This is a genomic window from Luteibacter sp. P4_E6, assembly GCF_056401535.1.
In genome coordinates this window covers 1-15,867 of record NZ_JBFUJE010000053.1, presented here as the reverse complement: position 1 = coordinate 15,867, position 15,867 = coordinate 1, and the positions used below count along the sequence as shown (strand labels likewise).

Annotated in this window: 15 protein-coding genes; all 15 read left to right on the top strand. The window is 66.0% G+C overall.

What is annotated here, in order from left to right:
• The coding region (locus AC1DT2_RS05815; RefSeq protein ID WP_477295049.1) for a sensor histidine kinase at nt 1-854 on the top strand (854 nt) is incomplete at its 5' end.
• On the top strand, nt 851-1,453 hold the full coding sequence (locus AC1DT2_RS05810) for a response regulator transcription factor (RefSeq protein ID WP_213947888.1): 603 nt from the start codon (nt 851-853) through the stop codon (nt 1,451-1,453). The genes AC1DT2_RS05815 and AC1DT2_RS05810, both read left to right, overlap by 4 nt.
• A 66-nt stretch (nt 1,454-1,519) precedes the next feature.
• Nucleotides 1,520-2,731 carry a DUF3142 domain-containing protein gene (locus AC1DT2_RS05805; RefSeq protein WP_477295047.1) on the top strand — a complete coding sequence of 404 codons (1,212 nt, stop codon included), beginning with the start codon at nt 1,520-1,522 and terminating at the stop codon, nt 2,729-2,731.
• Nucleotides 2,728-5,103, top strand: coding sequence for a hypothetical protein (locus tag AC1DT2_RS05800; RefSeq protein ID WP_477295045.1), 2,376 nt, complete (start codon nt 2,728-2,730; stop codon nt 5,101-5,103). Before AC1DT2_RS05805 ends, AC1DT2_RS05800 begins: the two co-directional genes overlap by 4 nt.
• 135 nt (nt 5,104-5,238) lie before the next feature.
• Nucleotides 5,239-6,276, top strand: coding sequence for a tRNA preQ1(34) S-adenosylmethionine ribosyltransferase-isomerase QueA (gene queA, locus AC1DT2_RS05795; RefSeq protein ID WP_477295043.1), 1,038 nt, complete (start codon nt 5,239-5,241; stop codon nt 6,274-6,276).
• Nucleotides 6,277-6,356: 80 nt separating this feature from the next.
• The gene (locus AC1DT2_RS05790; RefSeq protein ID WP_063572481.1) at nt 6,357-6,674 is read left to right on the top strand and encodes an STAS domain-containing protein; all 318 of its coding nucleotides are present in this window, start codon (nt 6,357-6,359) and stop codon (nt 6,672-6,674) included.
• A gap of 10 nt (nt 6,675-6,684) precedes the next feature.
• Nucleotides 6,685-7,047, top strand: a complete 363-nt coding sequence (locus AC1DT2_RS05785; RefSeq protein WP_046968490.1) for a response regulator — start codon at nt 6,685-6,687, stop codon at nt 7,045-7,047.
• Between the two features lie 53 nt (nt 7,048-7,100).
• On the top strand, nt 7,101-9,098 hold the full coding sequence (locus AC1DT2_RS05780) for a chemotaxis protein CheA (protein WP_477295040.1): 1,998 nt from the start codon (nt 7,101-7,103) through the stop codon (nt 9,096-9,098).
• A 193-nt stretch (nt 9,099-9,291) separates the two neighbouring features.
• Nucleotides 9,292-9,807, top strand: coding sequence for a chemotaxis protein CheW (locus AC1DT2_RS05775; protein ID WP_213947893.1), 516 nt, complete (start codon nt 9,292-9,294; stop codon nt 9,805-9,807).
• A 48-nt stretch (nt 9,808-9,855) separates the two neighbouring features.
• Entirely contained in the window at nt 9,856-11,571 is a 1,716-nt protein-coding gene (locus tag AC1DT2_RS05770; RefSeq protein ID WP_477295037.1) for a methyl-accepting chemotaxis protein, read from the top strand.
• Nucleotides 11,572-11,574: 3 nt separating this feature from the next.
• Nucleotides 11,575-12,450 carry a CheR family methyltransferase gene (locus AC1DT2_RS05765; RefSeq protein ID WP_477295035.1) on the top strand — a complete coding sequence of 292 codons (876 nt, stop codon included), beginning with the start codon at nt 11,575-11,577 and terminating at the stop codon, nt 12,448-12,450.
• Nucleotides 12,447-13,106 (top strand): chemoreceptor glutamine deamidase CheD, encoded by a 660-nt coding sequence (gene cheD / locus AC1DT2_RS05760; RefSeq protein ID WP_063573295.1) that lies wholly within the window; start codon nt 12,447-12,449, stop codon nt 13,104-13,106. The genes AC1DT2_RS05765 and cheD overlap by 4 nt, the downstream gene beginning before the upstream one ends.
• A gap of 87 nt (nt 13,107-13,193) precedes the next feature.
• Nucleotides 13,194-14,294, top strand: coding sequence for a protein-glutamate methylesterase/protein-glutamine glutaminase (locus AC1DT2_RS05755; protein WP_477295033.1), 1,101 nt, complete (start codon nt 13,194-13,196; stop codon nt 14,292-14,294).
• Between the two features lie 15 nt (nt 14,295-14,309).
• Nucleotides 14,310-15,488: a methyl-accepting chemotaxis protein gene (locus AC1DT2_RS05750; RefSeq protein ID WP_477295030.1), complete on the top strand. Its 1,179-nt coding sequence runs from the start codon at nt 14,310-14,312 to the stop codon at nt 15,486-15,488.
• Nucleotides 15,489-15,499: 11 nt separating this feature from the next.
• Nucleotides 15,500-15,805, top strand: a complete 306-nt coding sequence (locus tag AC1DT2_RS05745; RefSeq protein ID WP_477295028.1) for an STAS domain-containing protein — start codon at nt 15,500-15,502, stop codon at nt 15,803-15,805.
• The last annotated feature ends 62 nt before the right edge of the window (nt 15,806-15,867 follow it).

The following is a 15,867-nucleotide window of genomic DNA, read 5'->3' as shown; positions in this document are numbered from 1 at the left end:
CCATATCGCTGGGCTATGTGATCATCGGCGTCACCCTCGTGGCGTATGCGCCGCAAGCGCGTTACTGGCTCATGGGTGTAGGGCTGGCAACGCTGGTCACGCTGGCCTGGGTGTATGCCTTCGGCGTGCCGTTTATCCATGTAGCGATCGTCTTCGGTGCGGGCCTGGCAGCCGGCTTCAGCAACTTTCTCTACGTGCGTGGCGCACGTCGTGACGCCGAGCTGCGTCTGTCGCAGGTCGAAGTGCGTCGGCTGGCCACACTGGCCGAGCGCGAACGCATCGGTCGCGACCTGCACGATCTGCTCGGCCACACACTCTCGCTTATCACCCTGAAGTCCGAGCTGGCCAAGCGCCTGGCGCTGGTCGATCCCGCCCGTGCGCAGCAGGAAATGGAAGAAGTCGAGCGCGTTGCCCGTCACACGTTGACCGAAGTCCGCAGTGCCGTGACCGGCATGCGTGCCGGCGATCTCGGCAGTGAGCTGGTTTCGGCACGCCTGATGCTCGAGGCCTCGGGTATCGCGCTGCACGTGACCATGCCAGAGCGTCTGGCTTTGCCCGAACCCGCCGAAGCGGCACTCTCGCTCGTTCTACGTGAAGCGATCACCAACATTTATCGACACTCGCGCGCGACCGAAGCGCGCGTGGTCATTACCCGTAACGGACAGGATTTTTCCATGCGCATCACGGACAACGGTTGTGGCGGACTCGCCGCGCACGGCAATGGGGTTTCCGGCATGCGCGAGCGCGTGCGGCAGGTCGGCGGCCGGCTGGCTATCGACTCCCCGGCGAAGCAGGGCACCGTGCTCGAGATCGGCCTGGCGGTGCCGCCGGCGCTGCAGGGGAGCCCGGCATGATCCGCGTCTTCCTCGCCGAAGATCAGGCCATGGTGCGCGGTGCCCTGACGGCCCTGCTCAGTCTCGAATCGGACATCGAGGTCCTCGGTTCGGCGGCCGATGGGGAAAGCGCATGGCGTGAGCTGCAGCGGCTCAAACCCGACGTGCTCGTGACCGATATCGAGATGCCCGGCCTGACCGGTCTGGAAATCGCCCAGCGCATCCATCGCCACGAGTTGCCGATGAAGGTGATCATCGTGACGACGTTCGCCCGGCCGGGCTTTCTTCGTCGCGCGCTGGATGCCGGTGTCAGCGGCTACCTGCTCAAGGACGCCCCGGCCGAGAACCTCGCTGAGGCCCTGCGCATGGTCCACCGCGGCGGGCGCGCCATCGATCCGCAACTGGCGCTGGAGGCGTGGTCCGAAGCGGATCCCCTGAACGACCGTGAGCGGCAGGTCTTGCGGCTGGCCGGGGAAGGGCAGTCGGCCAGTGACATCGGCACGCAGCTGAATCTCTCCCATGGCACGGTGCGCAACTATCTTTCCGAGGCCATCGGCAAACTCGGCGCCGCCAACCGCATCGAAGCGTATCGACTCGCACGCCAGAAGGGCTGGCTCTGACCGCTACAATGGACCGGTAGCGCACCGCTTCCGGTGCGCGTCGGGGAGCCATCGGACTTGGCGTACATGCTGCGGACTCTGGCAATCGTTACGATCGCGGCGATGCTCGTTGCCGCGTGCGATCGCACGTCCGCACCGCTGGCCCACGATGCCTATGTATGGCAGCGGCAGTGGACGCCCGCTCTGCGCGACGCAATGGCGAGTTCATCGGACCTCGTCCGCGACTGGCGGGTGCTGGTTGCCCAGGCCGATCGCAACGGGGCCTTTCACACGTTCGCACCGGACAGGGAAGCGCTGGCCCGGAGCGGTCGGTCTGTCGTCCTGGTGGTGCGGATCGACGGGAGGCTGGCGGCCTTCGATGCGGCCGTGCTCTCCGACCGCATCGCGGCACTCAGGGCGGCGTGGCCTGCCGCCCTTATCGCAGGCATCGAAATCGACTACGACTGCCCGACCGCGCGCTTGCCGGCGTATACCGCCTTCCTCACGTCATTGCGGTCGCGCCTGGGTTCACTGCCCCTCTCGATCACGGCCTTGCCGACGTGGCTGGGCTCGCGCGATCTCGACGCGTTGCTGGCCGTGCCCGACGAGTCCGTGCTGCAGGTGCATGCCGTGCAGGCGCCCCAGGCCGGCTTGTTCGATCCCCTGGTCGCGAACCGTTGGATCGATGAGTTCGCCGCGCATACGTGCAAGCCGTTTCGTGTGGCGTTGCCGACGTACGGTTCGCGCGTGAGCTGGAATGAAGACGGTAGCCTGCTCGCTGTCGAAAGCGAACAGAGCGCCCTGGCGGCAGGTGCGACGTCTTCCGAACTGTATGCGGCGCCGGACACCTTGATGGCCTTCGTGGAGCAGCTGTCGAAGGATCGCCCACGCGGTCTCGCCGGGGTCGTGTGGTTTCGCCTCCCCACGGCCGACGATACGCGCGCCTGGAGCCTTGCGACCTGGCGTGGCGTCGTCAGGGGGCAACTCGACACGCCTCCCCTTCTGATCACGTTGCAGCCGGGCAGGGCAGCCGACGCTCCGTCGGATGTCATGCTTGAAAATCGAGGCGCGACCGATGCGGCGCCACCGCCACGTGTCGCGCTGCCGGCCTCATGCGAACTGGCCGACGGTATCGATGGCTATCGCCTGCAGCGGGCCGGTGCTTCGTTCGAACTCATCGCCGAAGGCGCGCGCCAGATTCCCGCGCATACCCGCCGATCGATCGGCTGGGCCCGCTGCAAGCCGGGCACGCCGCTTACTCTTTCACCGACACCCGCACAAGGAACGCCCGTTTCATGAGGAAGAAGACGTTCGCGATCGGTTTCGCGGTCGCCGTCGTCGGCGCGGTCGCCTGGGCCTGTGGCCCGGATTTCCCGACGCAGATGCTGGACGATCGCGACGCCACCCTGAAGGCCGTGCCACAGAACACGTTCGCCTTCGAAGCCCAGCAGCTACTACCGGCCAGCGACGGCCTGGAAGCGATGGAGTCGGGGCGTTACGGTGAGGGGCCCAAGGCGAAGCCCGACCTGACGCCCGAACAGGCCGAGCGTGTGAAAGTGCTCCGCGCCTCGGCGACCGGCGCGCAAGCGTTCGAGGGTGGCGCCGATCTTCCTGTCGACGTGCGTGCGTACGTGGCCGGTGCGGTGGACTGGACGCGTGCGACGCAGGAATGCCCGGGACCACCCGACAGTCAGTACGGTGAAGCCCTGAGCAAGCCGCCGTGCGCGGTCTTCGACGCCGACGCGCTCGACAAGGCACAGGCGAGCTTCGAACAGGTGCTTGCCATGCCACCGGATCAGGCGACGCATCGCGGCGCCTGGGCGGCTTACATGCTTGGCGAGGTGCACGCCTTGCGTGCTGCAAAGGCGGCCGGCACCCCGGGGTTCGCGACGCAGCGTGACGCTGCGGCGAAATCGTTCCAGCAGGTCCGCGCCCGCGTGCTCGCCGGCGCGTCCGACGCGCAGGGGCTGGCCGTGGCCAGCTTTGGCGAAGAAGCGCGGCTTAGCCTGTATGCGGATGCGAAGCCCTGCGTCTGGGTGAGCCTCTATAACGGCGAAGACTGTGCGTCGTCGCTTTCGTCGGCCGACCTGAAGCACGCCATCGCCCTCTATGCCGCGCAGGCGGGCCATGGCTCAGGCAATGCGGTGCAGTCTCTCGCGTCCATCGCCAGTTCGGTACTCGCTAACCAGGACCAGGTCGACGCCCTGATCGACGGCCCGGTATCGCAACGCTTGCTGGTCACTTATGCGTTGAGCTCGGTCACACCACAGACGACGGATGGCAAGCCGCAGCCCGCGTTGACAGCTCTGGTCGATGCGATCCAGGCAAAGGGTCCGGATAAGGTCAGTGCGGCGGACCGCCTTGCTTCGCTTGCCTATGAGCTCGGTCGCTACGACGATGCCGAGAAGCTCGTCGCGAAGGCGGATGGTCCCCTGGCCAGTTGGGTCCGTGCGAAGCTGGCGCTGCGCAAGGGCGACCGCGAGGGCGCTGCCCGTGCCTACGCCGAGGCCGCAAAGGCCTTTCCTCGTGCTGACGATCCTAAAGCGGCGCTCGAGCCGGACAGCGTGCACCGCCTGATGGGCGAGCGTGGCGTGCTGGCCCTGGCCCGCGGCGAATACGTCGACGCGATGACGCGCATGTACGAGGCTTCGACGGCAGTGGGCGGCGATGGCAACGTCTACGACGGCGAGCTGGAAGAGTCAGGCGCCGGTTACGGCAACGACATGAACTACATCGCCGAGCGCGTGCTGACCGTCGACGAGCTGAAGACGTTCATCGACGCTCAGGTACCCGCATCGTCCACGCCGACTGTGAAGCCGGACAAGGATCACCCGGCCGAACCGCTGACGCTCAAGGATCGTCTGCGCTGGCTGCTCGCACGTCGGTTGATGCGCGCCGGTCGCTTCGAGGACGCGTACGCGTACTTCGCCCCGGGTCTGGATCCGCGCTTTGGTGATGCCGATCTGCGTGCGAAGGCAAAGGAGTACGCCAGCGACCTTCACGACGGTGACCACGCATGGACCGATATCGGCAAGGCGGAAGCGCGCTATGCGGCGGCGAAGATCGCACGCGAGAACGGCATGGAGCTGCTCGGTTTCGAGCAGGGACCCGATTACGGTGACAACGGCGGCGGGTATCAGGGTGGCAGCGGGCAGAGTGTCGATACGCTGAAGGGCGATCTGGTCACCGCTGGCGAGCACCAGCGTTTCAATGACAGTGCGGCCCAGCCGGACCGTCGTTTCCACTACCGCTATCTCGCCGCGGACCGGGCCGTCTCGGCGGCCGACCTGCTGCCACCGCGGTCGCAGGCTTTTGCCGCTACCTTGTGCATGGCGACGAACTGGATGTTGCAGGGGCCACCGGATTACAACGAGGCGGCCGATGGTGATGCCTCCAAGCCCATCAATGAACGGCAGCGCCGTGCCCAGGCCTATTACGCCCGCTACGTGAAGCAGGGGCCCTACGTGGAATGGGCCGACAGCTTCGGCTGGAACTGTGAAGAGCCCGATTTCGCCGGCGCCCGCAAGCTCAAGCGCGCGGAGCAGGTGAGGGCGGTCAAGCACTTCGTGCGCAAGTACCTCCCCGTGGAAATCGCGGTGTTCGTGCTGGCCGTGGCAGGCCTGGCGTTCATTGTCATCCGCAGACGCCGCAGGCGCGCCGTCGCCCCGTAGGAGCCGATTCATCGGCGATCCCGCGCCAGCGGGCCACGCGTCCGCCAGCACCCATCGCCGATGAATCGGCTCCTACCAAGCCCTATGCGCCGGGATGGGCGATAATGCCCAACCCGCCTCCTGAACACCCCTCTCGTGAAGAAATCCGATTTCGACTTCGATCTGCCCCCCGACCTGATCGCCCAGGCCCCGCTGGCCCGGCGCTCGGGAAGCCGGCTGCTCGTGGTCGATGTCGGTGCGCATACGAAGAAGGACCGGAAGTTCTACGAGCTGCCGGAGATGCTCCAGCCCGGCGACCTGCTCATCTTCAACGACACCCGGGTTCTTCCTGCGCGCCTTTACGGCCGCAAGGAATCGGGTGGCGCGGTCGAGATCCTGATCGAGCGGGTCACCGGCCCGCACGAGGCCCGCGCCCAGCTGGGTGTGAGCAAGARACCCAAGGAAGGCGGCCGCATCGAGCTGGCCGACGGCAGCATGATCACTGTGCTGGGTCGTGAGGGCGAGTTCTTCCTGCTGCGTTTCGAAAGCCAGGAGCCGCTCGAGCGCCTGCTTTCGCGCCTGGGCGAAATGCCGTTGCCGCCGTATATCGAACGCGGTGCCGAAGCCGCCGACAAGGAGCGCTACCAGACGGTCTTCGCACGTGAGCCCGGCGCGGTGGCCGCGCCGACCGCTGGCCTCCACTTCGACGAAGAACTGCTCGCCAAGCTTCGCGCTCGTGGCGTCGAGATGGGCTACGTTACCTTGCACGTCGGCGCAGGCACCTTCCAGCCGATGCGGGCGGAAGAAGTYCGCGACCACGTGATGCACCGGGAATGGCTGAACGTCGGCGCCGGCCTGGTGGAAAAGATTCGTGAGACGCGTGCGGCCGGCGGCCGTGTCGTGGCCGTGGGCACGACCGTGGTCAGGGCGCTGGAAAGTGCGACCGTCGAGGGCGTACTGCGCCCGTTCGCCGGCGAGACCCAGATCTTCATCTTCCCCGGCTACAAGATCACCAGCGTCGATGCCCTGATCACCAACTTCCACCTGCCGCAGTCGACCCTGCTGATGCTGGTCTCGGCGCTCGCCGGCAAGGAGGCGATCCTCGAGTCGTATCGCTACGCGGTGTTGCAGCGGTATCGATTCTTCTCGTATGGCGACGCGATGTTGATCATTCCGGCGAAGGCCACCCCCTAAAGCTTTTCCCCCCAAGGCCGATAAGACCATCGAACGAACCCCCGGGCGACACGCGCCCAGGGCCGAACCGGTATCGGACGATGGCGAAGAAATCCTCCAAAGACGCAACGCGGGCGCCCCTGGCGCTCGACGCGGACCTGCGCATCGCCGCGGCCCCGGCCCTGCGCGATACCCTGCTCAAGGCGCTCGCCGCCGGCGAAGCCGTCGAACTCGACGGCACGACGGTGGCCCAGGTGGATACGGCGGCCCTGCAGCTGCTCGCCGCGTTCTCGCGCGATGCGCGTGCGGCCGGGCTTTCCGTGACCTGGACCGGCGCCAGCGACAGCCTGCAGCGCGGCGTGGCCGTGCTCGGCCTTAACTCTTTGATTGAACTGCCGGCTCGCGCCGGCGTGAACTGAAGGTGCTCCGATGGCTAAGATTCTTGCGGTAGACGACTCGGCTTCCATGCGCAGCATGGTGGCCTTCACCCTTCGCGGCGCTGGCCACGATGTCGAAGAGGCCGACAACGGCCAGGCGGCACTCGATTCGGCAGCGGTGCACAAGTTCGACCTGATCCTGGCCGACGTGAACATGCCGGTGATGGACGGCATCACGATGGTGCGCGAGATCCGCACCCGCGCGGATTACCGCGGTATCCCCATCCTCATGCTCACCACCGAGTCGAACCCGGAAAAGAAGATGGAAGGCAAGGCAGCCGGTGCGACCGGCTGGCTGGTCAAGCCGTTCGATCCGGACCAGCTGCTGGCTACGGTCAACCGCGTCCTCGGCTGATCCCAGCCGCGTCTGTTTCCACTTTAGTGTTCCGGTAATTCCAGGGTCTCCCCATGTCCAAAGTCGATCTGGCGCAATTCCACAAGGCGTTTTACGAGGAGAGCCTCGATGGCCTCGACGCCATGGAGCAAGCCCTGCTCGCCCTGGACGAGGGCGCCGAGGATCCGGAACTGATCAACGTCGTGTTCCGCGCCRCCCACTCGATCAAGGGCGGCGCGGCCACGTTCGGTTTCACGGACGTCGCCGCCTTCACTCACGTGGCCGAGAACCTGATGGACGAGGTCCGCAGTGGCCGCCGTCCGATGGCCAAGGCCGTGGTGGAGTTGCTGCTGCGCTCGGGCGATACCGTGCGCGACATGCTCTCCCTGTCGATGGCCGGGCAGCCGGCCGCCACGGCGGAAAGCCAGGCCTTGCTGGCCGAGTTGTCGGCGATGGTCTCCGGTCATGCGGCCGCACCGGTGGTGGCTGTTGCCAAGGCTGCTGCGGCTGCCGAAGCGATCGAAGGCTGGGACATCGCCTTCCGTCCGTTCGACTATCTGCTGAAATCCGGTAACGACCCGGCACGCATGTTCCGCGAACTCGAGGCCCTGGGCCCGCTCGCGGTCACCTGCGATGCCAGCAAGCTTCCCGCGCTGGCCGACATGGACGCCGAGTCGTCATACCTTGGCTGGACGCTCAGCCTCGACGCCGGTGCCAAGCGCGCCGTCGTCGAAGGCGTGTTCGACTGGGTCGATGGCGACTGCGACCTGACCGTGACGCCGCGCATCGCTGCGCCCGCAGCGGTCGCCGAGGTCGCCGAGGTCGCCGCCGCGGCCGCCGCTCCCGTGGCCGCAGCCGCCCCGCGCGCCGTGCGCGATCCCGCTGCGAACAGCGAATCCAGTTCCGTCCGCGTCGGCATCGAAAAGATCGACACCCTGATCAACCTCGTCGGCGAACTGGTCATCACCCAGTCGATGCTCAGCCAGTTCAACGACGGCGTCGATGCGTCGCAGCTGGAAATGCTGCGCCATGGCCTGGCCCAGTTGGGGCGGCATACGCGCGAACTGCAGGAAAGCGTCATGAGCATCCGCATGCTGCCGATCAGCACGGTGTTCAACCGCTTCCCGCGCCTGGTCCGCGACCTGGCGCAGAAGCTCGACAAGAAGGTCGTGCTCGACATGCGCGGCGAGACCACTGAGCTGGACAAGACCGTGCTCGAGAAGATCGGCGATCCGCTGGTCCATCTGGTCCGCAACGCGATCGACCATGGCCTGGAAATGCCGGATAAGCGCGTCGCCGCAGGCAAGGGCGACACCGGCACCCTGCGCCTCGAGGCTTTCCATCGTGGCGGCAGCATCGTCGTCGAAGTGGCCGACAACGGCGCGGGGCTCAACCGCGAAGCCATCGTGGCCAAGGCCATCCAGCGCGGCATCATCACCACGGGCGAGGGCATGTCCGACGAGGCCGTGTCCGACCTGATCTTCGAGGCGGGCTTCTCCACTGCCGCCGCGACCACCGACCTTTCCGGCCGTGGCGTCGGCATGGACGTGGTCCGTCGCAACGTCATGGATCTCGGCGGCACCGTCGCCATCCGCAGCGTGCAGGGCAGTGGCACCACCTTCACCATCACCCTGCCGCTGACGCTCGCCATCATCGACGGCCTCACTGCCGCGGTGGGCGACGAAATCTACATCGTGCCGCTCGTGTCGATCATCGAGTCGGTGCAGGTCAAGCCGGATACCGTGCGCAGCGTGGCCGGAGGTGGCGAGCTGTTCCGCTTCCGGGACAACTGGATGCCGATCGTTCGCCTGTTCGACGTGTTCGGCTGTGCCGGGCAGCGTCGTGCGGTCGACGAGGGCATCGTGATCGTCGTGGAAGGCGAGGGCACCCGTATCGGCCTGTTCGTCGACGAACTGATCGGCCAGCAGCAGGCGGTCGTGAAGTCGCTCGAGGCTAACTACCGGCGCGTGACCGGCATCTCCGGCGCGACCATCCTGGCTGACGGCTCCGTGGCGCTCATTGCCGACGTGACCGGCCTGGTCCGCATGCAGGCCCGCCGCAAGGCCGCCTGATCGCGCGACCCAGTTCTTGTAGGAGCCGATTCATCGGCGATCCCGCGGCAGCGGGCTAGGGTGCCGCGAGCACCCATCGCCGATGAATCGGCTCCTACAAAGCGCGCATTTGCCCCTCAAGAACCCACCGCGACGGCCGATACCCCAAGGGAAGGGGTCCCGAACCGCCGAACCGATCCGCCGTGGGAACGACATGAACCAGCAAGCCAATTCCGCCACCGCCGCGCCTGAAGAGGCCGCGCAGTACCTCACCGTGAACCTCGGCAACGAGGAATACGGTGTCGACATCCTCGCCGTCCGCGAGATTCGCGGCTGGACGCCGGTCACCCGCATTCCGCAGGCGCCCGGCTACGTGCTCGGCGTGCTGAACCTGCGCGGCGCCATCGTGCCGGTGCTGGACCTCCGCCTGCGCTTCGGCCTGGCCCGCGAGGAATACACGGCCACCACCGTCACGGTCATCGTGATGGTCAACGGCCGTCAGTTCGGCGTCGTGGTCGATGCCGTTTCCGACGTGGTCGAGGTTGCTCCCGGCGACGTTCGCCCGGTGCCCGACATGGGCACGACCGTCGATACCGAATACCTGAAAGGACTCACGTCCGTCGCCGAGCGCATGGTCCTCCTGCTCGACGTCGATCGCCTGCTTCAGCCGCAGGACGCACAGATGCTGGAGGCCGCCCTGGCCTCCTCGGATGTCAAAGCCGTCGCCTGAGCGTAACGCCTGGTTAGTCCTTGCCGCACTTTGCCGATTGGAACCGTGATGAAGAAGTTGAAGTTCAAAGTCCCCGCCCTGACCGTTCGCGGTCGCCTCTACGGCGTGCTCGGCCTGCTCACGCTCATGCTTCTTGGTGGTGCGGCCGTCGGTCTCGGCGCGATGCACTTCCAGAACGAAGGCATGCGCCAGATCTACGAGGAAGAGCTCGCTCCCTCGGAGACGCTGAGCCGCCTCAATACGGATTCGCTGCTTTCCTTCGTCGTGTTGGGCGAAGCGGCAGCCAAGGTCAGCAACAAGGACCAGGTGAAGCAGAAGGTCGCCGAGTTCCAGAAGTACGAAGACGAGATGACCAAGCTGAAGGCCGAGTTCCTCAAAGTCCCGATGTCGGCTGAGGTCAAGAAGCTTTACGACAAGTGGCAGTCGACAACCGCCGACTACGACCAGGCCAAGTCGGACATGGTCGACGCCCTCAACCAGGCTGACGAAGGCTCGAGCGACGTGCTCGAACTGCAGGTTCGCCCACTGTTGATGGACCGCCAGACCCAGCTCGGCAAGCTCATCGAAGCCAAGCGCGATGAAGCCGCGGCGATCTATGCGAAGGAGACTGCGCAGTACCAGATGGTCCGCGCGCTCAGCATCGGCTCGCTGGCCGTCGGCCTGTTCATCTGCCTGCTGATCGGCGTCCTCGTCGTCCGCTCCATCATCCGTACGCTGTCGCACACCGTGGCTGTCGCGCACCAGATCGCCGAGGGCAAGCTCGGCCACGACATCCAGGTCACGCGTTCGGACGAACTGGGCCAGCTACAGGAGGCCTTCCGCGCCATGGACGAGCGCCTCAGCGCCATCGTCGGCGAAGTGCGCCATGGTTCGGGTTCGGTCAGCACGGCGGCGCAGCAGATTTCGCGCGGTAACGACGACCTCTCGCAGCGTACGCAGGAACAGGCTTCCAGCCTGGAAGAGACCGCCTCGTCGATGGAGGAAATGACCTCCACCGTGAAGCAGAACGCCGAGAACGCGAGCCACGCCAACCAGCTGGCCCGCGGTGCACGCGAGCAGGCCGAGCGCGGTGGCGAAGTCGTCGCGCAGACCGTTGTCGCCATGCGCGATATCAACAGCTCCAGCAAGAAGATTTCCGACATCGTCAGCCTCATCGACGAAATCGCGTTCCAGACCAATCTGCTTGCGCTCAACGCGGCGGTGGAAGCGGCACGTGCGGGTGAGCAGGGTCGCGGCTTCGCCGTGGTCGCCACCGAAGTGCGCAACCTGGCCCAGCGTTCGGCCGGTGCGGCGAAGGAGATCAAGGGGCTGATCAACGACAGCGCGAACAAGGTCAAGGCCGGTTCGGAGTTGGTCGACCAGTCGGGCAAAGCGCTCGCCGAGATCGTCGACAGCGTGAAGAAGGTGACGGATATCGTCGCCGAGATCGCTGCCGCCAGTTCGGAGCAGTCGGCCGGTATCGACCAGGTCAACCACGCCGTGCTGCAGATGGACGAAATGACCCAGCAGAACGCCGCGCTGGTGGAAGAGTCGGCCGCTGCCGCCCGTGCCATGCACGAGCAGGCCAACGAGCTCAGCCGCCAGGTGTCGTTCTTCCAGATCACCGGCCAGGCGTCCAGCGCTCCGGCCGCCAAGGCGCAGCGCAAGGACGCCGCTCGCGAAGAGATGGAAACCGTGTTCGCCGCCGTGCGCAGCACGCCGGCTCCGCGTGCGCAGCGTCCGGTCGAGTCCGCGGCCGACGCCGGTGTGTGGAAGGAGTTCTGATCGATGAATGCGCTCGTCAACAACGGCGACGCCGCCGGGCTGGCGGGCGCGACAGGACCGAATCTCGGCGAGAAGGAATTCGGCTTCCTGCGTGAGTTCGTGCTGCAGCACTGCGGCATCTCGCTGGGCGATCACAAGCGGCAGCTCGTCCAGGGGCGTCTGCTACGCCGGCTGCGCGCGTTGAACCTCTCCGGCTTCGAGGCGTACTGCGACCTTTTGCGCCGTGATCCGGAGTCGGAACTCGGCGAACTAGCCAGCTGCATCAGCACGAACGTCACCTCGTTCTTCCGCGAGATGCACCACTACGACATGCTCATCGACGAACTCCTTCCTCGCTGGCTGGCGGAGAAGAAGGGCAGCGGTCGGCTGCGCATCTGGTCGGCAGGCTGTTCCACCGGCGAAGAACCTTACGCCATCGCGATGGTGCTGGCCGAGGCCATCGAGCGCACGGGTATCCAGATCGACGCGAAGATCCTCGCCACCGATCTGTCGCCGCAGGCGCTCGAAGCCGCACGCAAGGGCGTGTACCCGGTGGATCGCCTGGGCGGGGTGAGCGACGCGCGTCGCAAGCGTTGGTTCCTGCGTGGCGAAGGTTCGTTCGATGGCTACGTCCAGGTGCATCCGCGCCTGCGCGAGCTGGTGGCCATCCAGCCGTTGAACCTGCTCCACGAGTGGCCGATGCATGGCAAGTTCGACGCCATCTTCTGCCGCAACGTCGTCATCTATTTCGACAAGCCGACCAAGCAGCGACTGTTCTCCCGCTATGCCGGCATGCTGGAAAGCCACGGCTACCTGTTCCTGGGGCACTCGGAGTCCATGTACGGATTGTCCGAGGACTTCGATCTGATCGGCCGAACGGTCTACCGGAAACGCACATGAGCGACACGTTCGTCGCGCAGCCGAGAACCTTTATCGGCTTCGATCCGAAAAGCGTGCTGCCCGGGTTCGAGCACGTCCGCCGCTTCTGGGATCCCGCCCAGGAAGTGGTCACGGTAAAGATTCTGCCGGGCGAGTACTACGTGAGCACGCAGGAAGAGATGATCTCGACCGTGCTGGGCTCCTGTGTATCCGCCTGCGTACGCGATGCCCGTCGTCGTATCGGTGGCATGAACCACTTCATGCTGCCGGAGCCGGCCGGCGACCGCGACAGCTGGACCTCGACGGTTGGCCGTGCGGCGCGCTATGGCAACGATGCGATGGAACAGCTGATCAACGCGATCCTCAAGGCCGGTGGCCGTCGCGACGATCTCGAAGTGAAGATTTTCGGGGGTGGGCGCGTGCTCGCGACGATGACCGACATCGGCCAGCGCAACATCACCTTCGTGCAGCGCTACATCGCGACCGAGAACCTGAAGCTCTGCGCGGCGGACGTGGGCGATATCTACCCGCGCCAGGTGCAGTTCTTCCCRGTCAGCGGCAAGGTGCGCGTGCGCCAGTTGCGCGCCACGCACGACAACAATCTGGCCGATCGCGAGAAACGATACCTCAAGCGATTGGCCGACGATCCGATAAAGGGAGAGGTGGAACTGTTCTGACCGTCGAGGTCAGCGGTACCGCTTCACTATTTCAGCCTCCGTCGGTCCGCCGACAGGGACGTTCAGCTACCCGAGTCGCAAGCACCCATGCAGAAAGTACGCGTCCTCATCGTCGACGATTCGGCCCTGGTCCGAAAGGTGCTGACGACCATGCTCGAATCCGATCCGGGCATCGAGGTGGTCGGCACGGCGGCGGATCCGCTGATCGCCCGCGAGAAGATCAAGCTGCTCAATCCCGATGTCCTCACGCTGGATGTCGAGATGCCGCGCATGGACGGCCTGACCTTCCTCGRCAACCTGATGCGCCTGCGTCCGATGCCGGTGGTGATGGTGTCGACGCTGACCGAGCGCGGCGCGGATGTGACCCTGCGCGCACTCGAACTGGGCGCGGTGGATTTCTTCACCAAGCCGCCCGCCGACCTCGCTAATACGTTCATGGACCACGCGCCGGAAATCTGCGCGAAGGTACGCCTCGCCGCCGGCGCCAAGCCGCGTGAGCGCGCCTCAGTCAGCAAGCTCGAGGTTGCCCCGCGTCTCTCCGCCGACGCCGTGCTACCGCGTGCACAGACCGCCGGAACGCGGGGTGGCACGCGCATCATCGCCATCGGCGCATCCACCGGCGGTACGGAAGCGATCCGCGTCGTGCTCGAGGCGATGCCGCCCACGGCGCCGCCGATCGTCATCACCCAGCACATTCCCGCAGCCTTCAGCGGTCCCTTTGCCGCGCGGATGGATTCCTGCTCCGCCATGCGCGTGATGGAGGCCCGTGACGGTCAGCCCATCCAGGCCGGCCATGCCTACATCGCCCCCGGCAGCCAGCACCTGCTGGTGATGTGGGACGGTGCGAAGCATGTCTGCCGCCTGCATGACGGCCCGCCGGTCAATCGCCACAAACCCGCCGTCGACGTGCTGTTCCGTTCGATGGTGGCCAGCGTCGGCGCCGCCACGATCGGCGTGCTGCTCACCGGCATGGGTGACGACGGCGCGCGTGGCCTGGGTGAACTGAGGGAAATCGGTGCACCGACCCTGGTCCAGGACGAAGCCAGCTCGGTGGTCTGGGGTATGCCCGGCGCCGCCTGGAAAGCCGGTGCCGCCAACGAAATGCTTCCGCTCGATGCGATCGCCGCGCGCCTGCTCGCGCTCGCCCATACACCTGTTTCCGCCGCCGCCTCGCGCGTCGGCACCTGATAGCGAGACGTCATCATGCTTATCCCCAAGAACGAACGAAGCATCGGCTTTGCCGCCAGTGCCATCGCCCTGGTCCTCGTGCTGGTGTTCCATTCCGCCTGGGTCGCCCCGGTCGTCGTGGCACTCCTGACCGCGACCTGGATCGCGATCAGCCTGCGCCCGGCCGCGCTGCCGGACGTGGAAGTGGTGCTGCATTCGCCGTCCTCGGACGAGGCATCGGTCCGCGAGGCGATGGAAGATGTCCGCAGTGCCATCGTCGACGAACTTGGCCACGCCAGTCGCGAATTGCATCAGGCTCTGGATCTGTTGCGTGATGCCGTGGCCGAACTCGGCGGCGGCTTCAACGGCCTGTCGCACAAGACCGGCAAGCAGCAGAAGCTGCTCAGCGAGATCATCGAGAGCGGTGGCAACGGCATCTCGGTGCAGGACTTCGCCTCCCGCACCGCCGGCCTGCTCGAGCACTTCGTTGGCCTCATCGTGCAGCTGTCGCGCGAAAGCCTGCGTATCGTTTACCGCATCGATGGCATGGCCAAGGAAATGGACGCGGTCTTCGCGCTGCTGAAGAACGTCAACACGATTGCCGAAGAAACCAACCTGCTGGCCCTGAATGCGGCGATCGAAGCAGCACGCGCCGGTGAATCCGGCCGCGGCTTCGCCGTGGTCGCCGGTGAAATCCGCAACCTCGCGCAGCACAGCAACCAGTTCAACGAAAAGATCGGCACCCACGTCGAGCGCTCGCGCACGGCGATGGAGCAGCTGCGTGAACTGGTCGGCCACATGGCCTCGCAGGACATGAACKTGGCGCTCTCGGCCAAGGGCGACATCGATCGCATGATGTCGACCATCACCGAGTCCAACGCCCGCACCAGCGCTGCTGCGGACGAAGCCGCGTCCATCAACCGTGGCCTCGGCAACGACGTCTCCACCACCATCCGTTCGCTGCAGTTCGAAGACATCCTCAGCCAGCTGCTGCACCAGACGCGCTCGCGCCTGGTCGAGCTGCAGGAGATCACGGCCGACTGCACGCGCGACATCGAAGAGCTCGCCTGCGCCCCAGCCAACCCGGCCGAACTCGGCKCCCGCGCCCAGCGCGTCCGTTCGCGCCTGGCCGAGCAGCGCGAGCGTGCCCGCCTGCGTTCGCGTGGCCCCGCCCTCCAGCAGTCCATGGCTGCTGGCGACATCGACCTGTTTTAAGGGAAGCCACCATGGCCATCAACGTCCACAACGACACCGAGCACGGTTGCCTCACCCYCCACCTGGGCGAGCGCTTCGATTTCTCCATCCACCGTGCCTTCCACGATGCCTGCCTGGGTGACGTCGCCGCGGCGCGCAGCTACGTGCTGGACCTGGAGCAGGTCATCGGCATGGACAGCTCCGCGCTGGGCATGCTGATGCTCCTGCGCGAACACGCCGGTGGTGACCGCGCGGAAATCCGCATCGTCAACGCCAGCGCCGACCTGCGTAACACCTTGCGGATCGCCGGTTTCGACAAGCTGTTCACCGTGCACTGAGCGACTCCGGTCACGAGTGTCAAAAAACGCCCCGGCACACCGGGGCGTTTTTTTTGGTTCTT